Origin of the sequence: Thermococcus pacificus (genome assembly GCF_002214485.1) — an archaeon.
Taxonomy (GTDB): Archaea; Methanobacteriota_B; Thermococci; order Thermococcales; family Thermococcaceae; genus Thermococcus; species Thermococcus pacificus.
In genome coordinates, this window is sequence record NZ_CP015102.1 from 357,374 (window position 1) to 376,692 (window position 19,319).

At 55.1% G+C, this 19,319-nt stretch carries 19 protein-coding genes; 11 read left to right on the forward strand and 8 right to left on the reverse strand.

Annotation, left to right across the window (positions count from 1 at the left end):
* Window positions 1–46: 46 nt before the first annotated feature.
* The 3 genes from A3L08_RS02110 to A3L08_RS02120 are packed head-to-tail and all read right to left on the reverse strand — an operon-like array spanning window position 47 to window position 1,509.
* A complete protein-coding gene (locus tag A3L08_RS02110; protein WP_088853468.1) occupies window positions 47–604 on the reverse strand; it encodes an ArsR/SmtB family transcription factor in 558 nt (185 codons plus the stop codon).
* Window positions 605–910, reverse strand: a complete 306-nt coding sequence (locus A3L08_RS02115; RefSeq protein ID WP_088854863.1) for a DUF211 domain-containing protein — start codon at window positions 908–910, stop codon at window positions 605–607.
* 23 nt (window positions 911–933) lie between these two features.
* Window positions 934–1,509, reverse strand: a complete 576-nt coding sequence (locus A3L08_RS02120) for a winged helix-turn-helix domain-containing protein (RefSeq protein WP_088853469.1) — start codon at window positions 1,507–1,509, stop codon at window positions 934–936.
* 218 nt (window positions 1,510–1,727) lie between these two features.
* Here A3L08_RS02120 and A3L08_RS02125 point away from each other — a divergent pair, with 218 nt between their 5' ends.
* Window positions 1,728–3,137, forward strand: a complete 1,410-nt coding sequence (locus A3L08_RS02125) for an acetate--CoA ligase family protein (protein WP_088853470.1) — start codon at window positions 1,728–1,730, stop codon at window positions 3,135–3,137.
* A gap of 119 nt (window positions 3,138–3,256) precedes the next feature.
* The gene (locus tag A3L08_RS02130) at window positions 3,257–4,411 is read left to right on the forward strand and encodes a tryptophan--tRNA ligase (protein WP_088853471.1); all 1,155 of its coding nucleotides are present in this window, start codon (window positions 3,257–3,259) and stop codon (window positions 4,409–4,411) included.
* On the opposite strand, the gene A3L08_RS09870 is transcribed toward A3L08_RS02130, so the two are convergent.
* Both A3L08_RS09870 and A3L08_RS02135 read right to left on the reverse strand, forming a co-directional pair.
* Window positions 4,408–4,569, reverse strand: coding sequence for a hypothetical protein (locus A3L08_RS09870; protein ID WP_157721575.1), 162 nt, complete (start codon window positions 4,567–4,569; stop codon window positions 4,408–4,410). The two genes, A3L08_RS02130 and A3L08_RS09870, sit on opposite strands and share 4 nt — an antisense overlap.
* Window positions 4,570–4,607: 38 nt before the next feature.
* Window positions 4,608–5,351: a hypothetical protein gene (locus A3L08_RS02135; protein ID WP_088853472.1), complete on the reverse strand. Its 744-nt coding sequence runs from the start codon at window positions 5,349–5,351 to the stop codon at window positions 4,608–4,610.
* 101 nt (window positions 5,352–5,452) lie between these two features.
* On the opposite strand from A3L08_RS02135, the gene A3L08_RS02140 reads away from it, so the two are divergent.
* The 3 genes from A3L08_RS02140 to A3L08_RS02150 all read left to right on the forward strand — a co-directional run bounded on the left by A3L08_RS02140 (window position 5,453) and on the right by A3L08_RS02150 (window position 8,731).
* The gene (locus A3L08_RS02140) at window positions 5,453–6,130 is read left to right on the forward strand and encodes a fumarylacetoacetate hydrolase family protein (RefSeq protein ID WP_088853473.1); all 678 of its coding nucleotides are present in this window, start codon (window positions 5,453–5,455) and stop codon (window positions 6,128–6,130) included.
* Window positions 6,131–6,477: 347 nt separating this feature from the next.
* Entirely contained in the window at window positions 6,478–8,208 is a 1,731-nt protein-coding gene (locus tag A3L08_RS02145; RefSeq protein ID WP_088853474.1) for an OPT family oligopeptide transporter, read from the forward strand.
* A 4-nt stretch (window positions 8,209–8,212) separates the two neighbouring features.
* The gene (locus A3L08_RS02150) at window positions 8,213–8,731 is read left to right on the forward strand and encodes a cell division protein (RefSeq protein WP_232461744.1); all 519 of its coding nucleotides are present in this window, start codon (window positions 8,213–8,215) and stop codon (window positions 8,729–8,731) included.
* A gap of 30 nt (window positions 8,732–8,761) precedes the next feature.
* Here A3L08_RS02150 and trm14 read toward each other — a convergent pair whose 3' ends face one another.
* Window positions 8,762–9,859, reverse strand: coding sequence for a tRNA (guanine(6)-N2)-methyltransferase (gene trm14 / locus A3L08_RS02155; RefSeq protein ID WP_088853476.1), 1,098 nt, complete (start codon window positions 9,857–9,859; stop codon window positions 8,762–8,764).
* Between the two features lie 313 nt (window positions 9,860–10,172).
* Here trm14 and A3L08_RS02160 point away from each other — a divergent pair, with 313 nt between their 5' ends.
* Together A3L08_RS02160 and A3L08_RS02165 are read left to right on the forward strand one after the other, a co-directional pair.
* Entirely contained in the window at window positions 10,173–11,204 is a 1,032-nt protein-coding gene (locus A3L08_RS02160; RefSeq protein ID WP_088853477.1) for an ABC transporter permease subunit, read from the forward strand.
* A gap of 1 nt (window position 11,205) precedes the next feature.
* Window positions 11,206–12,453 carry an ABC transporter permease gene (locus A3L08_RS02165; RefSeq protein ID WP_088853478.1) on the forward strand — a complete coding sequence of 416 codons (1,248 nt, stop codon included), beginning with the start codon at window positions 11,206–11,208 and terminating at the stop codon, window positions 12,451–12,453.
* Here A3L08_RS02165 and A3L08_RS02170 read toward each other — a convergent pair whose 3' ends face one another.
* The gene (locus A3L08_RS02170) at window positions 12,454–13,527 is read right to left on the reverse strand and encodes a YlqF/YawG family GTPase (RefSeq protein WP_088853479.1); all 1,074 of its coding nucleotides are present in this window, start codon (window positions 13,525–13,527) and stop codon (window positions 12,454–12,456) included.
* Window positions 13,481–13,816, reverse strand: coding sequence for a TIGR04076 family protein (locus tag A3L08_RS02175; RefSeq protein ID WP_088853480.1), 336 nt, complete (start codon window positions 13,814–13,816; stop codon window positions 13,481–13,483). The genes A3L08_RS02170 and A3L08_RS02175 overlap by 47 nt, the downstream gene beginning before the upstream one ends.
* A 92-nt stretch (window positions 13,817–13,908) precedes the next feature.
* Between A3L08_RS02175 and A3L08_RS02180 the strand changes: the two genes are divergently transcribed.
* The 4 genes from A3L08_RS02180 to A3L08_RS02195 are packed head-to-tail and all read left to right on the forward strand — an operon-like array spanning window position 13,909 to window position 19,314.
* Window positions 13,909–15,354 (forward strand): DUF515 domain-containing protein, encoded by a 1,446-nt coding sequence (locus A3L08_RS02180; protein ID WP_232461745.1) that lies wholly within the window; start codon window positions 13,909–13,911, stop codon window positions 15,352–15,354.
* Between the two features lie 10 nt (window positions 15,355–15,364).
* Window positions 15,365–16,372 (forward strand): hypothetical protein, encoded by a 1,008-nt coding sequence (locus A3L08_RS02185; RefSeq protein WP_088853482.1) that lies wholly within the window; start codon window positions 15,365–15,367, stop codon window positions 16,370–16,372.
* A 6-nt stretch (window positions 16,373–16,378) separates the two neighbouring features.
* Complete coding sequence (locus tag A3L08_RS02190; RefSeq protein WP_088853483.1) at window positions 16,379–18,238, forward strand: CpaF family protein; 1,860 nt, start codon at window positions 16,379–16,381, stop codon at window positions 18,236–18,238.
* A gap of 11 nt (window positions 18,239–18,249) precedes the next feature.
* Window positions 18,250–19,314 (forward strand): type II secretion system F family protein, encoded by a 1,065-nt coding sequence (locus tag A3L08_RS02195; RefSeq protein ID WP_088853484.1) that lies wholly within the window; start codon window positions 18,250–18,252, stop codon window positions 19,312–19,314.
* Window positions 19,315–19,319: the final 5 nt, after the last annotated feature.

Sequence of the window (19,319 nt, forward strand, 5' to 3'; positions counted from 1 at the left end):
CACTGGATGATGACCTGGAAAACGGAACTTTGTGTTCCAGACGGGCTCAGAGCTCCATGAGCTCTCTGGCCCGTCTGGCCTTTTCACACAGCTCGCAGCTCTGCATGAAGACGAGCATGTTGAGGAGGTGGAAGAGCTCCACCTCTGTAAGCTCTATCTCCGCCTGGGATATTCTCTTGACTACCGGCTGGGAGCGTATCTCGATCTCATCGAGAACCTGCTTGGCGAGCCTGACTAGCTCCCCCCTGTCCTTTACCCTGAACCCTGCCTTCTCTAGTATCTGGACGAGCTTCTCCGCCTCGACCTGGAGATAAGCCTGCCTGAACTGCTCTATACTTTCGTCCGGATCGGCCTTTATAAGGAAGAGCCGGGCGCTTCTGGAGTAGATCCTCTCGTTGCCTTGGCTCTCGAGCTCCTCTACAAGGCCGGCCTTTTCGAGGGTCTTGATGTGTCGATAAATCGTCGTCCTGTCCCTTTTGAGTGTCTCACTGAGCTCGCTTATCGTCATCGGTCTCATTCGCAGGAGCTGCAGTATCTTGAACCGGGTCTCTTCCGAGAGCACCTTAACCGTCTCTGGATCCGTGATAATCAAAACTTCCCTCACTCAGTACTCCTCCAGCTTGTCCTGGGGGGTTTCACCCTCTTCAACTATCCTCCTTCCTGCCGCAACCATGTCTATGCTGTGAACGACGCCGCCAAACTCTTCTATGGTCCTGACGATCTCTTCGTAGTCAAGATTGTCACCGACTATGGTTATCTTGACGTTCTCCGTTTCCTTGTCTATCTCCACCAGCGTAATGTTGACCCCGTCGACGCCTTCCAGCTCGCTGAGCCCGAGGGCCAGCTCCGTCACCATCGGTTGGTGTGGCTTAAGCACGTCCAGAACCAGCAGCCTTATCCCCTTCGCCATACCCATCGCTTCCCCTTTCGAAGTCATTTTTTAAGTATTTCTCCCAGCCTGCGCAGGAGCGCGAGGGTCTCCTCATCGCGCCCCATCTTGGCCATTGAAAGCCATTCAATGGCGTGGATTATGTCCTCGTCCGGGAAGTCTTTGAGCCTCTCCTCGTTGGCCTCTATCTCCTTGGATATCTCTGTCTTGTACTCGTGCTCCTTCTTGAGCAGCTCGTCCATTGTATTGAGAAGTTCCTCATCGTTGAACTCATAGCCTAGGGCTTTGAATATCTCCAGCTTCGTCTTCAGGCGAGAACGGGCGAAGTAGCGGAGCTCTTCGTCGCCGAGGTAGAGGTTGATGTAGAACGCGTCGGCGGTTCTCCCGTAGTATTTCTCGACGAGATTGCCCTTCATCTCGGTCCTCTTGACCTCTACCAAGCCAGCTTCCTTGAGCTTCTCAATGTGGTGGTATATAGTCTGAGGCGTCTTTCCGAGGATTTCGCTGAGCTGGGAAATTGTCATCTCCTTGTTACGGAGTAGACTGAGGATTCTCCTCCTCGTGTCTTCCAGCATCAATTTTATGACCTCTGGGTCAGTTATGACCTTCACCTTTGCCATTGGCACCACCAATTTAAACGCTCTAATTTCCTTTTTAACGTTCCAGGATTTAACTCTTTTGCTTTGGTGCGCCTGCCCAACCCCCGGTAGCTTTATATATGCAAAGACCTCGTTCCATTAGAACATTCCCTGGACAAAATATCCAGTATCTCGGATGTACCCATCTGGGGAGGAAGGCTTAAATACGGACTCCCGAAAAACCTTCGGAGGTGGCTGCCATGGAGACCCCGAATCTGGATTTCCTGTTTTACCCGAAGAGTGTCGCGGTCATCGGTGCCTCAAACGTGCCCGGAAAGATCGGAAACGCCATAATGCGTTCCATAACACTCCGATTTGAGGGAAGGGTCTATCCCGTCAATGTCAGGGGCGGCGAGATAGAGGTCAATGGAAAGAAGTTCCCGGTTTACAAGAGCATCCACGAGATACCGGACGAGATTGACGTTGCCGTCATAGCGGTTCCTGCCAAGTTCGTTCCCGACGTCATAGACGACTGCGGGAAGAAGGGCGTTAAAGCGGCAGTCGTCATCTCGGCCGGCTTCAAGGAGGCGGGAAGGACCGACCTTGAGGAGGAACTCGTCAAGAGGGCCAGGAAGTGGGGTATAAGGCTTGTCGGCCCGAACTGTCTGGGTGTGACCAACCTCGAGAACGGCTTTGACTGCAACTTCAACCCGCCTGAGAGGCAGGCGAGACCGCCCTTCGGAAAGGTCGCCTTCATGAGCCAGAGCGGTGCCTTTGGTGCCGCCATCCTCGACTGGGCCGCGAGCCACAAGATTGGAATGAGCAAGTTCATCAGCCTCGGCAACATGGCCGACCTCGACGAGAGCGACTTCATGGCATACCTCGGCGACGACCCAAAGACCGGCGTTATCACGGCCTACATTGAGGGGGTAAAGGACGGTAGGAAGTTCTTCAACACTGCCAAGCAGGTCACTCTGAAAAAGCCCGTCGTCATACTCAAGAGCGGCAGAACCGAGGCCGGAGCAAAGGCCGCCGCGAGCCACACAGGTTCGCTTGCCGGTTCCTACAGAATATACCAGGCCGCCTTCGAGCAGGCCGGCGTTTTAGAGGCGAAAAGCATGCGCCAGCTCTTCAACTATGCCAAGGCTTTGGCCATGCAGAGGCCAGCAAAAGGCAACCACGTGGCTATAGTCACGAACGGCGGTGGCGCCGGCGTTATGATGAGCGACGGCCTGCTTGAGCGCGGAATGAAGCTCGCCGAGCTGAGCGAAGAAACCAACGAGAAGTTCAGGAGAGATATCGGAGCTGGAAAGCTCCCCGAGCACATGAGCTACAGGAACCCAATAGACGTCATTGGAGATGCCCCATCCAGCAGATACGAGATAGCCATGCGCTACGCCCTGGAAGACCCCAACGTCGACGTCCTGGTGGTCATAGCGCTCTTCCAGAGCCCGGCCCTCGACGAGGGTATAGTCGAGGCCATGGAGAGGATGAAGGCCTACGGCAAGCCGATAGTCTTCGTTGCCCCAGGTGGAGACTACCCGCACAAGATGGCCAGGAACATCGAGCTCAAGGGAATCCCCGTCTACGAGACGGTAGAGGATGGTGTTGACGCCGTCTACGCCCTCGTCAGGTACGGCGAGTGGCTGAAGGAAAATGGAAAACTTTAAATTCTCCTTCCCCTTTCTTACCCCATGCACGGTGGTTGCTTTTGGCCCTGGTGAAACCGCTCTCTTCTGCTCGGGCTTAGGCTTGAGTTTCGTTTCCACTGGAACTGGAGGTGCTTCAAATGGACGACTTTAAGGTTACCCCATGGGACGTTGAGGGTGTAGTGGACTACGCGAAGCTGATAGTCGAGTTCGGGACGAGCCCGCTCACGGACGAGCTGATTCAAAAGACGGCCGAGCTGACGAAGAGCGAACTCCCGATATTCTTCAGGAGGCGCTTTTTCTTTTCCCACAGGGACTATGACAAGGTTTTGGCAGACTACGAGAGCGGAAAGGGCTTCTTCCTCTACACCGGAAGGGGTCCGAGCGGCCCGATGCACATAGGCCACATAATACCGTTCTTTGCAACGAAATGGCTCCAGGAGAAGTTCGACGTCAACCTCTACATCCAGATAACCGACGACGAGAAGTTCCTATTCAAGGAAAAGCTCACCTTCGACGAGACCAAGCGCTGGGCCTACGAAAACATCCTTGACATCATAGCGGTTGGCTTCGACCCGGACAGGACGTTCATCTTCCAGAACAGCGAGTTCACGAAGATCTACGAGATGGCAATCCCAATAGCCAAAAAGATAAACTTCTCGATGGCCAAAGCGGTTTTCGGCTTCAACGAGCAGAGCAAGATTGGAATGATTTTCTATCCGGCGATACAGGCGGCGCCTACCTTCTTCGAGAAGAAGCGCTGTCTGATTCCAGCTGCCATTGACCAGGACCCCTACTGGAGGCTCCAGAGGGACTTCGCGGAGAGCCTTGGCTACTACAAGACCGCGGCAATCCACTCCAAGTTCGTGCCCGGCCTAACCAGCCTCGGCGGCAAGATGAGTGCGAGCAAGCCGGAAACGGCCGTCTACCTCACAGACGACCCGGAGGAAGCCGGTAAGAAGATATGGAAGTTCGCCCTGACCGGTGGAAGGGCCACCGCCAAGGAACAGAGGGAGAATGGAGGAGAGCCTGAGAAGTGCGTCGTCTTCAAATGGTTCGAGATATTCTTCGAGCCGGACGACGAAAAGCTCATGGAGCGCTATCGTGCCTGCAAGAGCGGCGAACTGCTCTGTGGCCAGTGCAAGCGCGAGCTGATTGAGCGCGTCCAGAAGTTCCTCAAGGAGCATCAGGAGAGGAGAAAGAAGGCCGAGAAGCAGGTCGAGAAGTTCAAGTACACTGGCGAACTCGCGAGGGAGCAGTGGGATAAGGCGGTGCCGGAGGCGTTGAAGAATTAAAATCCCCACTCCTCTCTGCTCTCTTCTTCCGTCTCCTCCCCACCGAGCTCCACTCTGAACGTCCTCTCCTCCCTTACGTCAGGCCTGAGCGGAATGTCGAGGACTGCCCTTAGGATGAAATCGCCGTGACCCATAACGGTTCCATCAAGATACCTCATGAGAGACCTAGGGCTGGTCGTCTTATAACCCGTCACGATTAGGGTCTTCTCCTCAGGAAGTAGGCTCCCTCTGAACTCGAAGTTGATGCCCTGGCCGATGACCTTTCTTCCGGCCCCCGGTGCCGAGATTTCCACCTGACTTTTCTGGCTTTGGAAAGGTACGCCTGAACATGTCCGGTGACGGCCTTACCCTCTCCCTTGAAGACTACCTCAGCGGAATCGCCGTTGTGCGATAGCTGTATAGACCACTCACCAACGACCCTTCCCGAGTCTGTGAGGAAAATCAGGAGGACGTCTTTGTAGGGGTCGCTCAGTAGCCTCACTGCCGGTGCCGTGACGATGCCCGAACCATCGGCATCTATGGCCACCTTGAACTCACCCTCTGGGAACGCTATGCCCTGAGACCTCCCGCTCCTCTCGGTCGTGAACTTCCTCTCAACGCGGTAGCTCCTGTTCCTTCCGCTCCCGACCCAGTAGCCCCTCATCTCGAGCCTCCCTACCTCGAACTCGAGGCTCTCCGGGAAAGATACACTGGAATCCGAGAAGCTCACCATTTCCGCGAAGTTCTGGACCCGTCTGTATTCCCACCTCTTTCTGAGCAGGGCGTAAACCCCAAAGAGCATCATCGCCATGAAGAAGGCGAAGAAGCCGAGGAGGATGACGCTACCGCCCTGGACGCTGACTAGCATGAACCCGAACATCGCCAGGAATATCACCATGAACACTACCATGAACGCAAGGGCGACCGTGCTTCCTCGCTCCCTGAGGACGACAAGCTTCATCTAACCCACCGGTTATACTTTGGCCCTATTTCTTATTACGTTTCCGCGCTTTCCTGCGAGCGGTTTATAACCCCCACCGCCAACTCTGTGCGGTGTTGGAGATGGTCAGACTGCCGTTCCGAGATACCTACTACGAACTTCGCCCGAGCAAGATAGTGGCCCTCGCTAAAAACTACGCCGAGCACGCTAAGGAGATGGAAAGCGATGTCCCGGAAAGGCCGGTCTTCTTCCTCAAGCCCCCTTCAGCCCTGATAGGCCCTGGAGAGCCAATAATCCTTCCTAGGATGAGCAAAAGGGTTGACCACGAGGTCGAGCTGGCGGTGATAATCGGGAAGCGCGCGAAGCGCGTTCCAGCGGAAAAGGCGATGGACTACGTTTTAGGCTACACAATAATGCTCGACATAACCGCCAGAGACCTTCAGGCAGAGGCGAAGAAAAAGGGCCTCCCCTGGACGATTTCCAAGGGCTTCGATACATTCGCCCCCGTCGGCCCAAGGGTCGTTGACAGGCGCGAGTTAAACATTACCGACCTCGAAATCGGCCTTAAGGTGAACGGCCAGCTGAGACAGCTCGGAAGGACGAGCCAGATGGTCTTCAAGGTTCCGGAGCTGATTGAGTACATAAGCTCCGTCATGACGCTAGAGCCGGGCGATATCATAGCCACTGGAACTCCTGCCGGAATCGGCCCGCTGAGGCACGGCGATAGAGTGGAAGCGTGGATAGAAGGGATTGGAATGATCGAGTTCGACGTTCTGGCCGAGGACTCGATACTGTGCTGAGACAGTGGCCTTGATTTTTATTTCTGTTTTCTGGAGTCGTTCCTGGATTTTTCAAATCCCACTGGTCATCGTTCGACACATTAAACTGTCCGGCAAAGGCCCTTCGAGACCACAATGTCGTAATGTGCGTTAGTGTTCACTTGTTCATAATGTTGATGAACCTTTGTTCACACTCCACCTGAAAACGACATAAAAGACTCCTTTAGCCCTTTCCTGGCTTTAAACTCGCTCTTCTGGCCTTTACAAGCCTGAAAAACTTTATATTTGGGAAAGGGACAATACAGAAGGATTGCACGTTCCACAAACATGTGCACATGAATGTCCACAACTGTGCAGGGGGTTGAGAAATGGCTGATGCCAACTGGAAGCGTGGTGATTCGGATGAAAACTACCGCGAAATAACTCCCGCGGCCGTGATTCTCGGCGTTATCTGGGGCGCCTTCATGGCGGCCAGCTTCACCTACGCGGGAATGATAATGGGCTTCACCTCCGGCGGTTCTGCCATAGCTGCAATCGTCGGCTGGGGAGTCCTCAGGGGAATCCTCAAGAAGGGCACGATAGTGGAGAACAACATCGTCCAGACCATCGCCTCCGCAGTCAACATATCGGTCTCAGGAGTCATCTTTACCATACCGGCCCTTTACATCATGGGGCTGCACCAGGAGATAAACACCGCATACTTCTTCCTCGCCACCGCGGCCGGAGCAATACTCGGAATCACCTTCATCATACCGCTAAGGAAGCAGATGATCGAAATAGACAGGCTCCGCTTCCCGACTGGAACCGCTGTTGCAACCGTCCTCAAGACTCCTGGAAGCGGAATCGAGAAGGCCAGGCTCCTCTTCCTCGGCATGGGGATCAGTGCCCTCGTCTACCTCATCCAGCAGTTCCCCGTGCTCGGCCTCCCGGAGATCATTCCTGAGTACATCGACCTCGGTGCTATACTCCACCTCCCTGACTGGGTCAGTTTAGCCATGGCCCTCTCGCTGATGGTCTTTGGTATGGGTCTCATCACCGGAAGGAACGGTCTCATAGTTCTCGCCGGTGGAGTACTCTCCTACTACATCATAACCCCGATAGTTAAGAGCCTCGGCTGGCTCCCGAGCGACGTCACCGGCAGCGCAGTCAGTGACTTCGTCTACGCCAACATGACCAGGCCGCTCGGTATCGGTATGCTCCTCGGCGGTTCGATAGCCGGTCTTATCCTCTCGATGCCGGTCATCATAGTTGCTCTCAGGAGCATAGCCAACGCGAGCAGGCTCGGCACCGGCAGGAACGAGGAGCTCCCGATCAAGTACCTCTACGCCGGAATAACCCTCGCCTTCCTGCTGCTCCTCGTCACCACCTACAAGCTTGGCAACCTCGGCATCGGCAGGAGCCTGCTCACCGCCATCGTCGGTGTCGCCTGGATATTCGTCGCCTCACTGCTCGTGGCAATGTCCACCGGAATGACCGACTGGAGCCCCGTCTCGGGCCTCTCACTCGTGTCGGTCATGATACTCCTCTACCTTACTGGCAAGCAGGTGCCGCTGACCATACTCCTCGGCGCCACCGTCGGCGTCGCCATATCCGGTGCGGCCGACATGATGCAGGATCTCAAGACCGGCCACCTCGTCGGAGGCATACCGTCCAGGCAGCAGAAGGTTGAGCTGCTCACCGCCTGGATAGGCCCGATAATAGCCCTCACCGTCGTTGACCTCATCTGGAAGGCCTACGGCATCGGCAACGAGACCGTCCCAGCACCTCAGGCAATGGCCCTCAAGTCCATGGTCGATTCCATCCTCGGCGGAAACGTCCCCGTTGACAAGTTCATCGCCGGAGGAATCCTCGGCTTCGCACTCTCGCTCAGCGGGATCCCGGGACTCGGAGTCCTCGTCGGACTCTCGATGTACCTGCCGATGCTCTACATCCTGCCCTACGGACTCGGCTGTATCGCCCACGAGGTCGTCAAGAGGAAGAAGGGCAGTGAGTTCATAACCGAGAAAGTCCTCCCAGTCGCCGCAGGACTGATGGTCGGTGAGGCAGCTATGACCCTCCTCTTCGCAGTTCTCACCGTTGCAGGAGTCATCCACCCGTGAGGTGATGGGAATGAAGAAGCTCGCAGGAAACGTCCTCCTCACCGCCGGCCTCATAGCCGGTTCAATAGCCGCCGCCAGGATACCGCCCATGTGGGGCGGTCTGGCCGCTTCACTCGCCGTTATGGGGGCTGGAATAGTCCTCAGGCGCCAGGGTGCCAGGGAAGAGCTCCACAGGGCCGCCGAGAGTGGAACCGGTGGGGTCGGGGAGCTAGAGAGGCTACTCGGAGAGGCCATAGGCAGACTTGAGAAGATCCTCGACGCCCCGGCTGAGAAGGCCCACGCCGAGCTCACCAAGATACTCGAGGAGCTCGACGAGTTCGCCGAGAAGGCCCAGCCGCTCCGCATTGAGGGCCTCATGACCTATGGAAAGATCATGAGCATCTTCAGCAGGGGCGAAAGGGCCCTCAACAGGGCCTGGAGTGCCTTCGCCGACGGTTACGAGAAAGAGGGGAGGAAGTACCTCCGCTACGGCTATGAGGATCTCAAGGAGACCCTCGCAGCCGTCAGGGCCATGAAGGCCTGAGCTCTGTTTTTTCTTTCCTTGGATTTTTCGCTATTCTATCACGTAGGTGTGAACCATCAGCCCGCCGTGGCCGATTAGGCGGTGGTGTTTGATCTCGAAGCCGTTCTCCTCTATCGCCTTTTCTATCGCCTTCTTTTCAGTCGTTATGAAGACGCCGCGTTTCTCGAGGACTTTGGCGAGTTCACCAAAGAAATCCATGTAGAGCTTGGGTATCATGCTCTTCCGCCCTATCTTGAGGCCGTAGGGGAGATTGCTCACCGCAAAATCAACCCTATCAACGTACTCGCTCAGCTTCGTCGCGTCGCCGAGGATGAACTCGATTTTGTCATAAACGCCGGCCGAGAGGGCGTTCATCTCCGCCCCGCGGAGGTGCTTCCGGTACTTCTCGAGGCAGATTACCCTTCCGGAATAGCCCCTCAGGGCGAGCTCGATTGGAATGGTCCCAGAACCACAGAAGGGGTCAATGAATGAACCTCCATCGGGTTCCGCCAGCTCTATGAGAGCGTTAGCTATGCTGGCCTTGAGGTGGGCTGGGTGGTCGTAAACGCGCCAGGGCCTCTTGTGGAGCGATGAATCGCCGGTCGTGTCTATTCCAAGGAAGAAAACCTCCCCTACAAGCTCCGTCCTGAAGATAACCGCCGGGTGGTCGAGGTTGACCCTCGGTGTTCCGAAGCGGGATAGGCGGTCAAAGATGGCTTTTCCAACAGTTCTGGATATATCAAGGCTCGTTATCTTATGTTCTCCTTTCCTAAAGCTCCTGACGGCGAAGCTTTCGCTCACCTTTACGAAGCGCTCCACTGGAAGGGAAGCCACAAAATCCTCTATTCTCCCCAGAGCTTTTTCAGGCTCATCCTCTCCAATCCCCTCAAACCTGTCACTCGCCATCTCGACTATGACCCTGTGGAGGAGCCTTGAGCGCTCGTTGAGATAAGTGCCAACGCTCAGCTCCCTCTTCCGGCCTTTCTCGTCGGTGTAGAAGGCCTCGCCAACCTCTGCTAAAACACGACCTTCAACGCCGAGGGGCTTCTCCTCCACTCGAAACGGAACTCCAAGTTCCGAGAGCAGATTCTCAACTTCAGCCTTTGCCAGATCTTCGATTCCCTGTGATGTGGTGAGCAGTAGCCTCATGGTAATGGGTGTTCCAGCCACCTATTTTAAGCTTTGTTTTGAGTAATGTGCCCAGATTATAACCCAGTTGTTAAATATTAAAATGGTCCTATCCGATTGTATTCCGTGGCATTTTATCAGCAACTACAAGTTAATTTGTCTAACTGTTAATTTTGGCAAACGTAATTTTTATAAGTCAATGATGTCACAGACTCCTACGTGGTGAAGGTATATGGATGGCAATGCATTTGTTAGTTCTTCATATCTTGAAAGATACTTGATAAGCACATCTTGTTCTCACCAAGGATAACCTCCATCACAGGGGAGATAAGCAATGAGACTCCCAATCAGAACCCTGACCAGGCTGGTGGCAGTCTATCTCGGCGTTCTTCTCGTGATAGTCCTGGTGGCAGGTGCCAGCTCCAACAAGGTAGCCTGGGAGTACACCCATGAGGCCGTTCGCCATATCCGCAACTCCAACCCTGCCTTCTACGAAGAGCTCGAGAGGAACGCCACAAGGGAGGGGCTGACGGTTGAGGAGTACTACTATCGCGCAATCACAAAGGCGAAGGGAGTCCGAACCGACAACCTTCTCCTCATGGGGATAGACCTCCTCAGGAAGAGTTTCGATTACTACCGCCAGGACCCCAAGTACGACTTCGTCCACGTCATAGAGGTGAGCCTCGCCGTCATGGGGTTGGCTATTGTCCTGACTATTCTCCTGGGCATCTTCCTTGGCTTCAAGCTGACAAACGGGAGGTTTCTTGGGACGGCAGAGGGACTGGCGCGCTTCTTCAATGGACTGCCCTCCTGGTGGATAGGGGCTGTTCTGATAGCGGTCTTCGCCGTCGAGCTTGAGCTTTTCCCCATCGCCGGTCTGAGGAGCACTCCACCAAAAGAGGGCTTCGATGACCTCCTCGACGTCCTCTGGCACCTTGTCCTTCCGGTTTCCACGCTTGTGTTCGTCTACGTCTGGGAGTTCATTGTCACTGTAGCCCACGAGGTGAGGAACGAGCTTGGAAAGCCCTACGTCCTGACTGAGAGGGCAAAGGGCCTTCCTGAAGGTATAATTTACAGGAAGCATGTCCTTAGAAACGTTTCCATCGTCCTGAGCTCCTTCACGGTTCAGAAGTTCGTGGAGATGTTCACGGATTACATAGTCATAGACGTCCTCTTTGGCCTCGGCGGCCTCGGGACGCTCCTCAGGGCCAGCTTCGTCAGGACGATAGTCCCGGCCATAGGCGTCGTTGTGCGCTTTGACTACAGCTTGTTCTTCGTCGTGACGCTCACCATAACCACCATAACCTTCCTCTTCTCCCTGCTGCTCGAATTGATCAAGGGGATACTCGATCCAAGGGTGAGCTGAAATGGGAAGGAAAGCCGGAGTGGTTATACTGGTCATCTTCGCCCTTTTTGTCGTGTTTTCAAACGCGGGCGTGAGCGATGAGGACATTGCCAACTGGGAGAACGTCAACTACTGGAAGGACAACCCGCGAATGGCGTATCCCTCGTGGTTCTCCGTCTTCGGGGACAGGACCCCTACTAGCTCTCTGAAGCCGGCGGTTCTTGGGGAGAACGGCTCGGTGGTGTACGAGTTTTCCTACGAACATACCTACCATGACAAGCCGAGTGATGTTAGGTTCTACGGCCTTCCCTACGGTAGAGAGGTTGAAATAAGTGTTTTAAGGCCCGATGGAATACGGGTGCCCCTTTACAAGGGTATCGCAACCTCCAGCAATCTCAGCATCAACACCAACATGCGCACCGGTGTCGTCTCCTCGCTTTCCGATGTCCTAAACCTCAGCGAAGCCGATTACGTCCTCTTCTCCGCAACAGAGCTCCTTTTCTCCCGCAATGGAAATATGGAGACCCTAAACGGAAAGTACGTCTTCGAAGTTCGCCTGGCTGGGAACGCCACCCCCTCCGTCGAAATCCTCGGAACCTGCTACGGTCTCCTGGGGACGGACTCCTACGGTAGGGACATGTGGGTGGGCTTCGTCAAGGGGATGAACAACACCCTCTACCTCGCGTTCTTCACGACGGTCATAATAGTCTTCCTTGGAGCTATCATAGGCATCCTCTCGGGCTACGTTGGCGGTTTCCTTGGAGAGTTCATGACGTTCCTTCTGGAGGTCCTCGTGGCCCTGCCGATGCTTCCCATCCTGGTCGTAATGGTGTGGCTCTTCTCCACACAGGGCTACGGCGAACAGGTCAGAATAAACTCCGTCCTCTTCATGTTCTTCGTCGCCCTTCTAACCCTGGGGAAGTTCGCCAAGACGGTCAGGACGATGACGATAAGGGAGAAGGTGAACGAATACGTCAGCGCTGCAGTGAGTATGGGCGCCGGCACGCTCTGGGTTCTGAGAAAGCACATACTTCCCCCCGTCGGGGAGTTTTCCCTCATGTACTCAACCATACTCCTGGCCAGGATAGTGGCGCTGATATCGGTTTTTGGGTTCTTTGGCCTGATCCCGGGCACCAACTGGGGCTCCTTCATGATAGAGGCCATGAATCAGGGGGCGCTTTACGGCGGTTACTGGTGGTGGATAGTGGCTCCGGGCTTTGCAATGGCAGTTCTGAGCGCAGGTCTGGCGTTGTTCTCTTCCAGAGGTTAGCTACTCCATTACCACCACTACACCCTTCCACTTCTTTCCGAAGCACTCGCTCGCGAGGACGTGTTTTCCAGTTAGTTCTTCAAGGAGCTTAACAGCGGGACCACACTTCTTGAAGCCTGTCGCTATCCCGACCGCGAAGCCCTCTATCTCCCTGACTCCAACGCGCTTCTGGTTGTCCAGCTTTTCCCGAAGTTCATCCCCGTATTTCCACAGTATCCTCCTCGGGTCAAGGAGCAGGTCTTTCTCAATCCCCTCCAGGATATCTTCGAAGTCCCATTTGAACTCCTGCGGCCTTTCTTCTCCCTTCCCAAAGAGTGTGAAGCGGCCGGTCTGCCATTCCCTGAGGAACCATCTAGCCGTCTCCTCAAGGTCAACCTCGCCACCAGTCTTTATCAGACCCCGTCTCTCACCTATCTTTCTGAGTATCTCCTCCTCGCTCTCAAAGTCCTCGATTTCGAACTTCTCAGTCAGGGCCTCCTTCCGCGTTTCGAGAATGCGCGAAATTAGCTTTAAAGCGGGCTTAACGGGTTCCTCTATCTTGTCAGCCGGAAAGCCGCCCTTTATGACCAGCTCGTCAAAGTCATCGATGGGAATCACTCCCGGTGAATCCAGAAGCCATATCCTCTTGCTCAGCCTTATGAGCTGTTTTCCCTTTGTGTAGCCGGGTATCGGTGCCGTTCCAACGGCCCTCCTGCCCTTGAGGGTGTTGATTATCGTGCTCTTGCCGACGTTGGGATAGCCGATGAGGGCCACCTTAACTCTCTCCTTCTCCTCGAGGAGGGGCTTCGCGAGCTTTTTTATCTCATTCCGCAGGATTCCAGTGCCCTTTCTCTCCCTCGCGCTGATGAAGACAACCGGAATCTCGCTCTTCCTCTTGTACTCCTCGGCCCACTCCTTTGGGACCAGATCAGCCTTGTTCATGACTATGAGAAGTGGCTTGCCTTCTTCCATGATTAGCCTCTCAAGCTTCCTGTTACGCGTTCCTATGGGATCCCTCGCGTCGACGACCTCGACTACGACGTCCGCTTCATCTATTACCTCCCTCACCACTCTCCAAGCCTTTCTCGCCTTCATCTCGCACCACCGTTATCTCGAAGATGACCGTCCCGCCGTCGGTGTAAGGCGGCCCGGGGTCGAGGCACTGCACGTAAGCTTTCTCTCCCCTGCCAAGCCCTAGTTCCTCCGGCTTAATACCCTTTCGCAGTGCAACTATGTACGGCAACAGCGATGCGAATGCATGGGTGCACACCGCATCCGTCTCCTTTAGGTTTATTCTGGGGCCTTCAATGGTTACTCTGTCTCCCAAGCGAAAAACGGGGCACTTCCCCCGAATTTCTACTATGCGAGCCTCCAGTTTTTCCATGAACCCCACCGAAATCTAAATAAGGATTGAAGTTCAAAAAACTATTCAGAATGAGAAACTGTTTATAGATAACATTGATGGTGGTGCTTAACGTGTCCGAGGATATTGAGACGAAGATTCGCCGTTTGAGGGAGCTGGGTAAAACCAGTGCAGAACCCGAAGCCCCCAAAACCGCTGTTCCTCCGGTTAGGAAACCTCCAAGGAAGCCCCGTACCGTGGGAAGCCTCAGGGAAAGGGAGAGGAGAAAGAGGATTCTCACCGGCGTCGCAGTACTCCTCATCGTCATTCTCATAATCTCTGTCGGTGCCTATGTTTACATCCAGAATCGGGCCGCCAAACAGCTCACAGAGGAGAAGAACAAGAAGCTCAGGGAAGTGTACACCTACTTCAAGGGAGACATTGTAAACTCGTCCAGGAACTGTACCTTCGGGCCCATAGAGGTGAGGAATGAGCTCATCAACCGGATAAACGCCGCTCAGTCGCTTGATGAGATCAGGGCCATTGATGTCAAAGCCTTCTACGATCAGGCCGTGAGCGATTACAAGGAGTGCCTTGCCAAGATAGAAAGCATGAAGTACGAGAAGGTTCTGAACCAGACCAAGGCCGAGAAGATAAGGGCGATAGAGACCGAATTCCAGAGCATACTGGCAATGCCACTCCCGGACGACCTCAGGACGAAGGTAGTGAACTCGATGAAGAGCCTCGAGGAGCAAGTCATGAGCGCGGAGACCATCGATCAGGTCAACTCCGTTAACGCCGCCCCTTACCTCCTCGAACTCTGGAGGGACTATTACTACTACAGGATCGACACCATACCCGGCCAGGAGGTCATCCTCGAGAGGGACAACGTCAAGAGGATAGTCAGCAAGTCGGATGCCAAGGCGATCCTCGGCGGAGTCCTTGACTACAAGGAGCTCATGGAGTACAACGTTTACAAGGTCGAGTACGTTGACATCGCCCTCGTCCTCACACGGGACAGGATAAACGGCGCCTTCCTCGCTCCGGGAGACAAGGTCATGGTCTTCGCCAAGAACTCCACCAACGCGCCGTTCATGGAGATAGCCAACGAGGGCTACGTCCAGCTTGTCCTCCTCCCGACCGATGCTGGCGTTATATCAGTCGACGAGGCCCAGAGCCAGAGCAGCTCCTCGAGCGTCTCATCCAGCACCCAGTATAGCGAGGATCACTCGACCACCTACAACCCGGGGGACTTGACCATAAGCGACGGCCAGAGCACGAGCGACACCTACACCAACACCCAGAGCTCCAGCCAGAGCGCCTCCGCCAGCTACAGCTACTCCGTCGACCTCGCCGAGATACTCAAGGCTATAGCGGCCGGAAAGATACAGGCCAGCGACGAGGTCAGGGAGCAGCTCAGGGCCTACGGCTGGGAGATAGTCGACCTCGAGAAGGAGTCTGGGATGCTCGTGCTCAAACCGGACGCCCAGTTCCTCGTGGTAATAAGGGTGCCCTCGATCTTCGTGCCCGACATACTATCCAACCAGCAGTACCTGTACATAGCCAAGATTGCGACCTGAGGTGGTGGGCATGAAACGCCTAGTAGCGACCCTCTTTATTCTTTTGTTAGCCTCTTCTCTGGTTAGTGCCGAGACTTACACCCTCCCCGGCGAGACCCCAGATAAGAAGCCCTACAACAACATAGGCATTCTCGGGGAGGTTATGGTCGACCTCAACGTCACGATAGTCAATACCGCACCCTTCCCCAAGTTCGTCATAGTCAACCCAAGGTATGATTTTAACGTCTTCAGGCTCTCCGGTGATGAGGGGATGACATCCTTCCGCGTGAACGGTGGCTCCTACCACGTTCCCTCCCGCCTGGACAGGACGTCCCTTAACTACTACATCGGCTTCTGGGTCATGCCCTACGAAACGGTCGTCGTGAACTTCCGCATTCCCTACAACAACTCCTACCTGCTCCAGACCGCGGACTACCAGTCGGTCTGCGGGGACTCCGCTAAAATAACCAACGTGACCTACTACGTCGTCAACGGGAGCCTCGAATACGGTGGTCACATCGAGGTTCCGGACGACATCTCCACGCTCAGCTGCGGCGTCATGTACCCCCAGCTGGTGAACACCCCCAAGATAATCTCCACGAGGGCCATGTTCCCCATGAACGACGGGCACATAAAGGTCCTCAAGTATGAGGGGACCGTCACCTTCCGGCTCACCAACGCCCCTAACAGGGCCGGCGTTTTCAACACCTTCTTCGCCGCCTCGATACCGGTTATATTCAAGGACGCGAGGATGTACAACTTCACCCCCAACTACACCATGACCTACCGCGAGTACATGGACGAGTTCGTGTGGAAGTACAAGGGTCTCAACCCGCCAGAGAAGAGCCAGCCCCAGCCGCTTCCCAGCATGTCCAACATGTTCCAGCTTTCCAACACCCTCCTCACGGGGGTCAGCGTTGGCACCCCGGAGATAGAACCCCCTGGGGAAGCTGGACTCGACTTCCCGGTCTGGATAATATTCATGGGCAGTAGTGTTGAGATAAAATACCACGTCGAATGGACTGCTCAGGGGCGGTGAGAGTCTGTGTTCGACGAGAAGAAAAAGAAGAAAGAGGTCTCGTGGATCGATGAGATACTCAACGGTGAGGATAACCTTCTCGAGAGCATGCTTAACGGTGAGAAAAAGAAGGGGACGAAGGAAAAGGAGGAGCTTCCCCTCCTTGGGAGTGGGGGAGGCGTAAACTTGGAGGAAATCCTGAGCACTCCCACTACCCCTGAGGAGGCCGTCGGGAGCAGGCCCACGGGAGCCGACATCCTGGGAGAGATACTGACCAAGGAGGAGCCCGTGGAGAAGCCGAGGCCCCGCCCCAAACCCCGGCCCCCCTCCACCCTCCAAGACATACTGGGCTCCTCGGCGCGTGTGGAGGAGGCTAGCTACGCAGGTAAGGCGGAGGTTCTCGACGCCTACGGCAACGTCCGCATAGTCAAGGTTAAAGGCGAACCGGTTCCCATCTACGAGCTTCGGCTCCCCGAGCTCAGCAAGGACGAGGAAGAGCTACTTGCCCGCATCAGGGATAGAGCCATAACCGAGCTCCAGATAGACCCCACCGCATTCCCAAATCCCGAGGAGCGCAGAAGGGTGTTCATGAACGCCGTCAAACAGGTGATAAGATCCGAAGCCCCCACCTTCTCAGAGGGGAGGATAGAGGTCCTGGCGGACATGATAGTTCAATCAATGATAGGCTACGGCAAGCTCGACCCCCTAGTCCACGACGACAACCTCGAGGAGATTATGGTAATAGGCACCAACAAACCCGTCTACGTCTGGCACAGGCGCTTTAACATGTGCAAGACCAACATAGTGTTCCCCAATGACAAGGAGATTTTGAACATCATTGAGAGGATAGCGAGGGAAGTGGGTAGGAGGATAGACCAGCAGAGTCCCCTCTTGGACGCCCGCCTCCCGGATGGAAGCCGTGTCAATGCGACCATACCGCCGATAAGCCTCGACGGCCCGACCATAACCATCCGTAAGTTCAGGAAGGATCCGCTGACCATCATAGACCTCATCAAGTACGGCACCATGAACACCGACATAGCGGCCCTCCTCTGGATATTCGTCGACGGACTCGGCGTTAAGCCCGCCAACGTCCTAGTTGCAGGTGGTACTGGTTCGGGTAAGACCACAACACTTAACTCTCTGGGAATGTTCATCCCGCCGAGCGAGCGCGTCATCACCATTGAGGACACCGCCGAGCTCCAGCTGCCCGTCGAACACTGGGTCAGGCTCGAGACGAGGCCACCCAACGTCGAGGGCAAGGGCGAAATCACGATGGACGACCTCGTCAAGAACACCCTCCGTATGCGCCCGGATAGAATCATAGTCGGTGAGGTTCGTGGTCCTGAGGCTAGGACCATGTTTACCGCGATGAACACCGGTCACGATGGCTGTATGGGTACGATCCACGCCAACAGCGCCCGTGAGACGATAGTACGTCTTGAGAGCCCTCCAATGAGCGTTCCCAGAATTATGATCCCGGCGCTGGATATAATCCTCATGCAGGTGAGGTTCCACAGCAGGAAGAAGGGAACCATCAGGAGGGTAACGGAGATAGCGGAGGTCTCAGGTATAGAGGCCGAGAGCATCCAGCTCAACACGCTCTACAAGTATGACCCCGCAAAGGACGAGCTCGTCCCCACGGGAGTCCCGAGCAGGGCCCTCAACAACCTTGCCCAACACACCGGCATGAGCATAGCCGAGCTTGAGCTTGAGAAGGAGAAGAGAAAGATAATTCTCGAATGGATGGTCGAGCAGGGAATCAGGGGCATAGATAAAGTTGGACACTACATAAGGCAGTTTTACATAGACGAGGATGCCCTTCTGAAGAGGATAGAAGCGGAAGGTAGTGCCGAGATGAGTAGGAAGGTTAGGAATGTGATGTAAGGGTGGTGACAGTGGGCGTCGTTAGGGCTATCACCGACTTCTTGGAGCGATTGGGTGGGAAGACTATAGAGGTAGCTGAAATGCCTGTACGGAGGATTCCCCAGGGTACAACCATCCAGGAGAGATTAAGGGCCCTCAAAGAACTTCAGAGGGAAATCGAAGTTGAAAAGGCTGAAACCGAGAGGGAGAAGGAACTTGAGGAGATCATCGAGTGGAGGAAGAAGGAGATTCAGAAACCCTTTTCCGACAGGTTCGCCGAGGCCATCCTCCGCTACTTCAGGGGGCCGGTTGAGTCCCTGACGGCGTCTTTCAAGGGGCTTGACCAGGACCTCTACAGGGCCAGCATACTCACATCCTCCGACAGGTACGTGGCCCTCATGCTCGGCGTTGCCATCTTTGCCGGAATATTCGGCTTCATCTTCGCGTACCTCCTTTACCTTCCAATTGATATGTCCATTCTCGTTGGATTTCTGGGCTTTGTGGGTGGCTTCTTCTACATGAGGTATTATCCCAAGATGGTCTGGAAGCGCAGGGTTGCTGAAGTTGAGAGGGCCATGCCCTACGTCCTCAGGCACATGGCATCACTCTTGAGTGCGGGCGTTGGTGTATCCGAGGCAATACTGTCGGTTGCCCGCGCCGACTACGGTGTCATCTCCGAGGAGTTCGAACTCATGCTCCGGGACATGAGGGCGGGTTCCTCCTTCGAGGACGCACTCACTAAGTTCGACGAGAAGATGGGCTCGGAGAACGTCAGCAGGGTCGTCAAGCAGATATTGAGGGCCGTTAAGTTCGGTGGAAACCTCTCCGAGATACTCTACAAGCTCGCTGAGGATTTTGCCTTTGAGTACAGGATGAAGCTCGTGGAGTACGTCCAGAAAGTAAACGGTATAGCCTTCATCTACATGTTCCTGACGATAGTCATGCCTACGATGTTTGTCGTCGGTATACTGGCCGGTTCCGTCATGGCCAGGGCACTTATAATGCCCCCTGAGACGCTCGCGGTAGTACTGCTCTTCGCGTTCCCGGCGATATCGGTGATAATAGTTAACATGATCAAGAAGGGAGAGCCGAGGTGACCCCG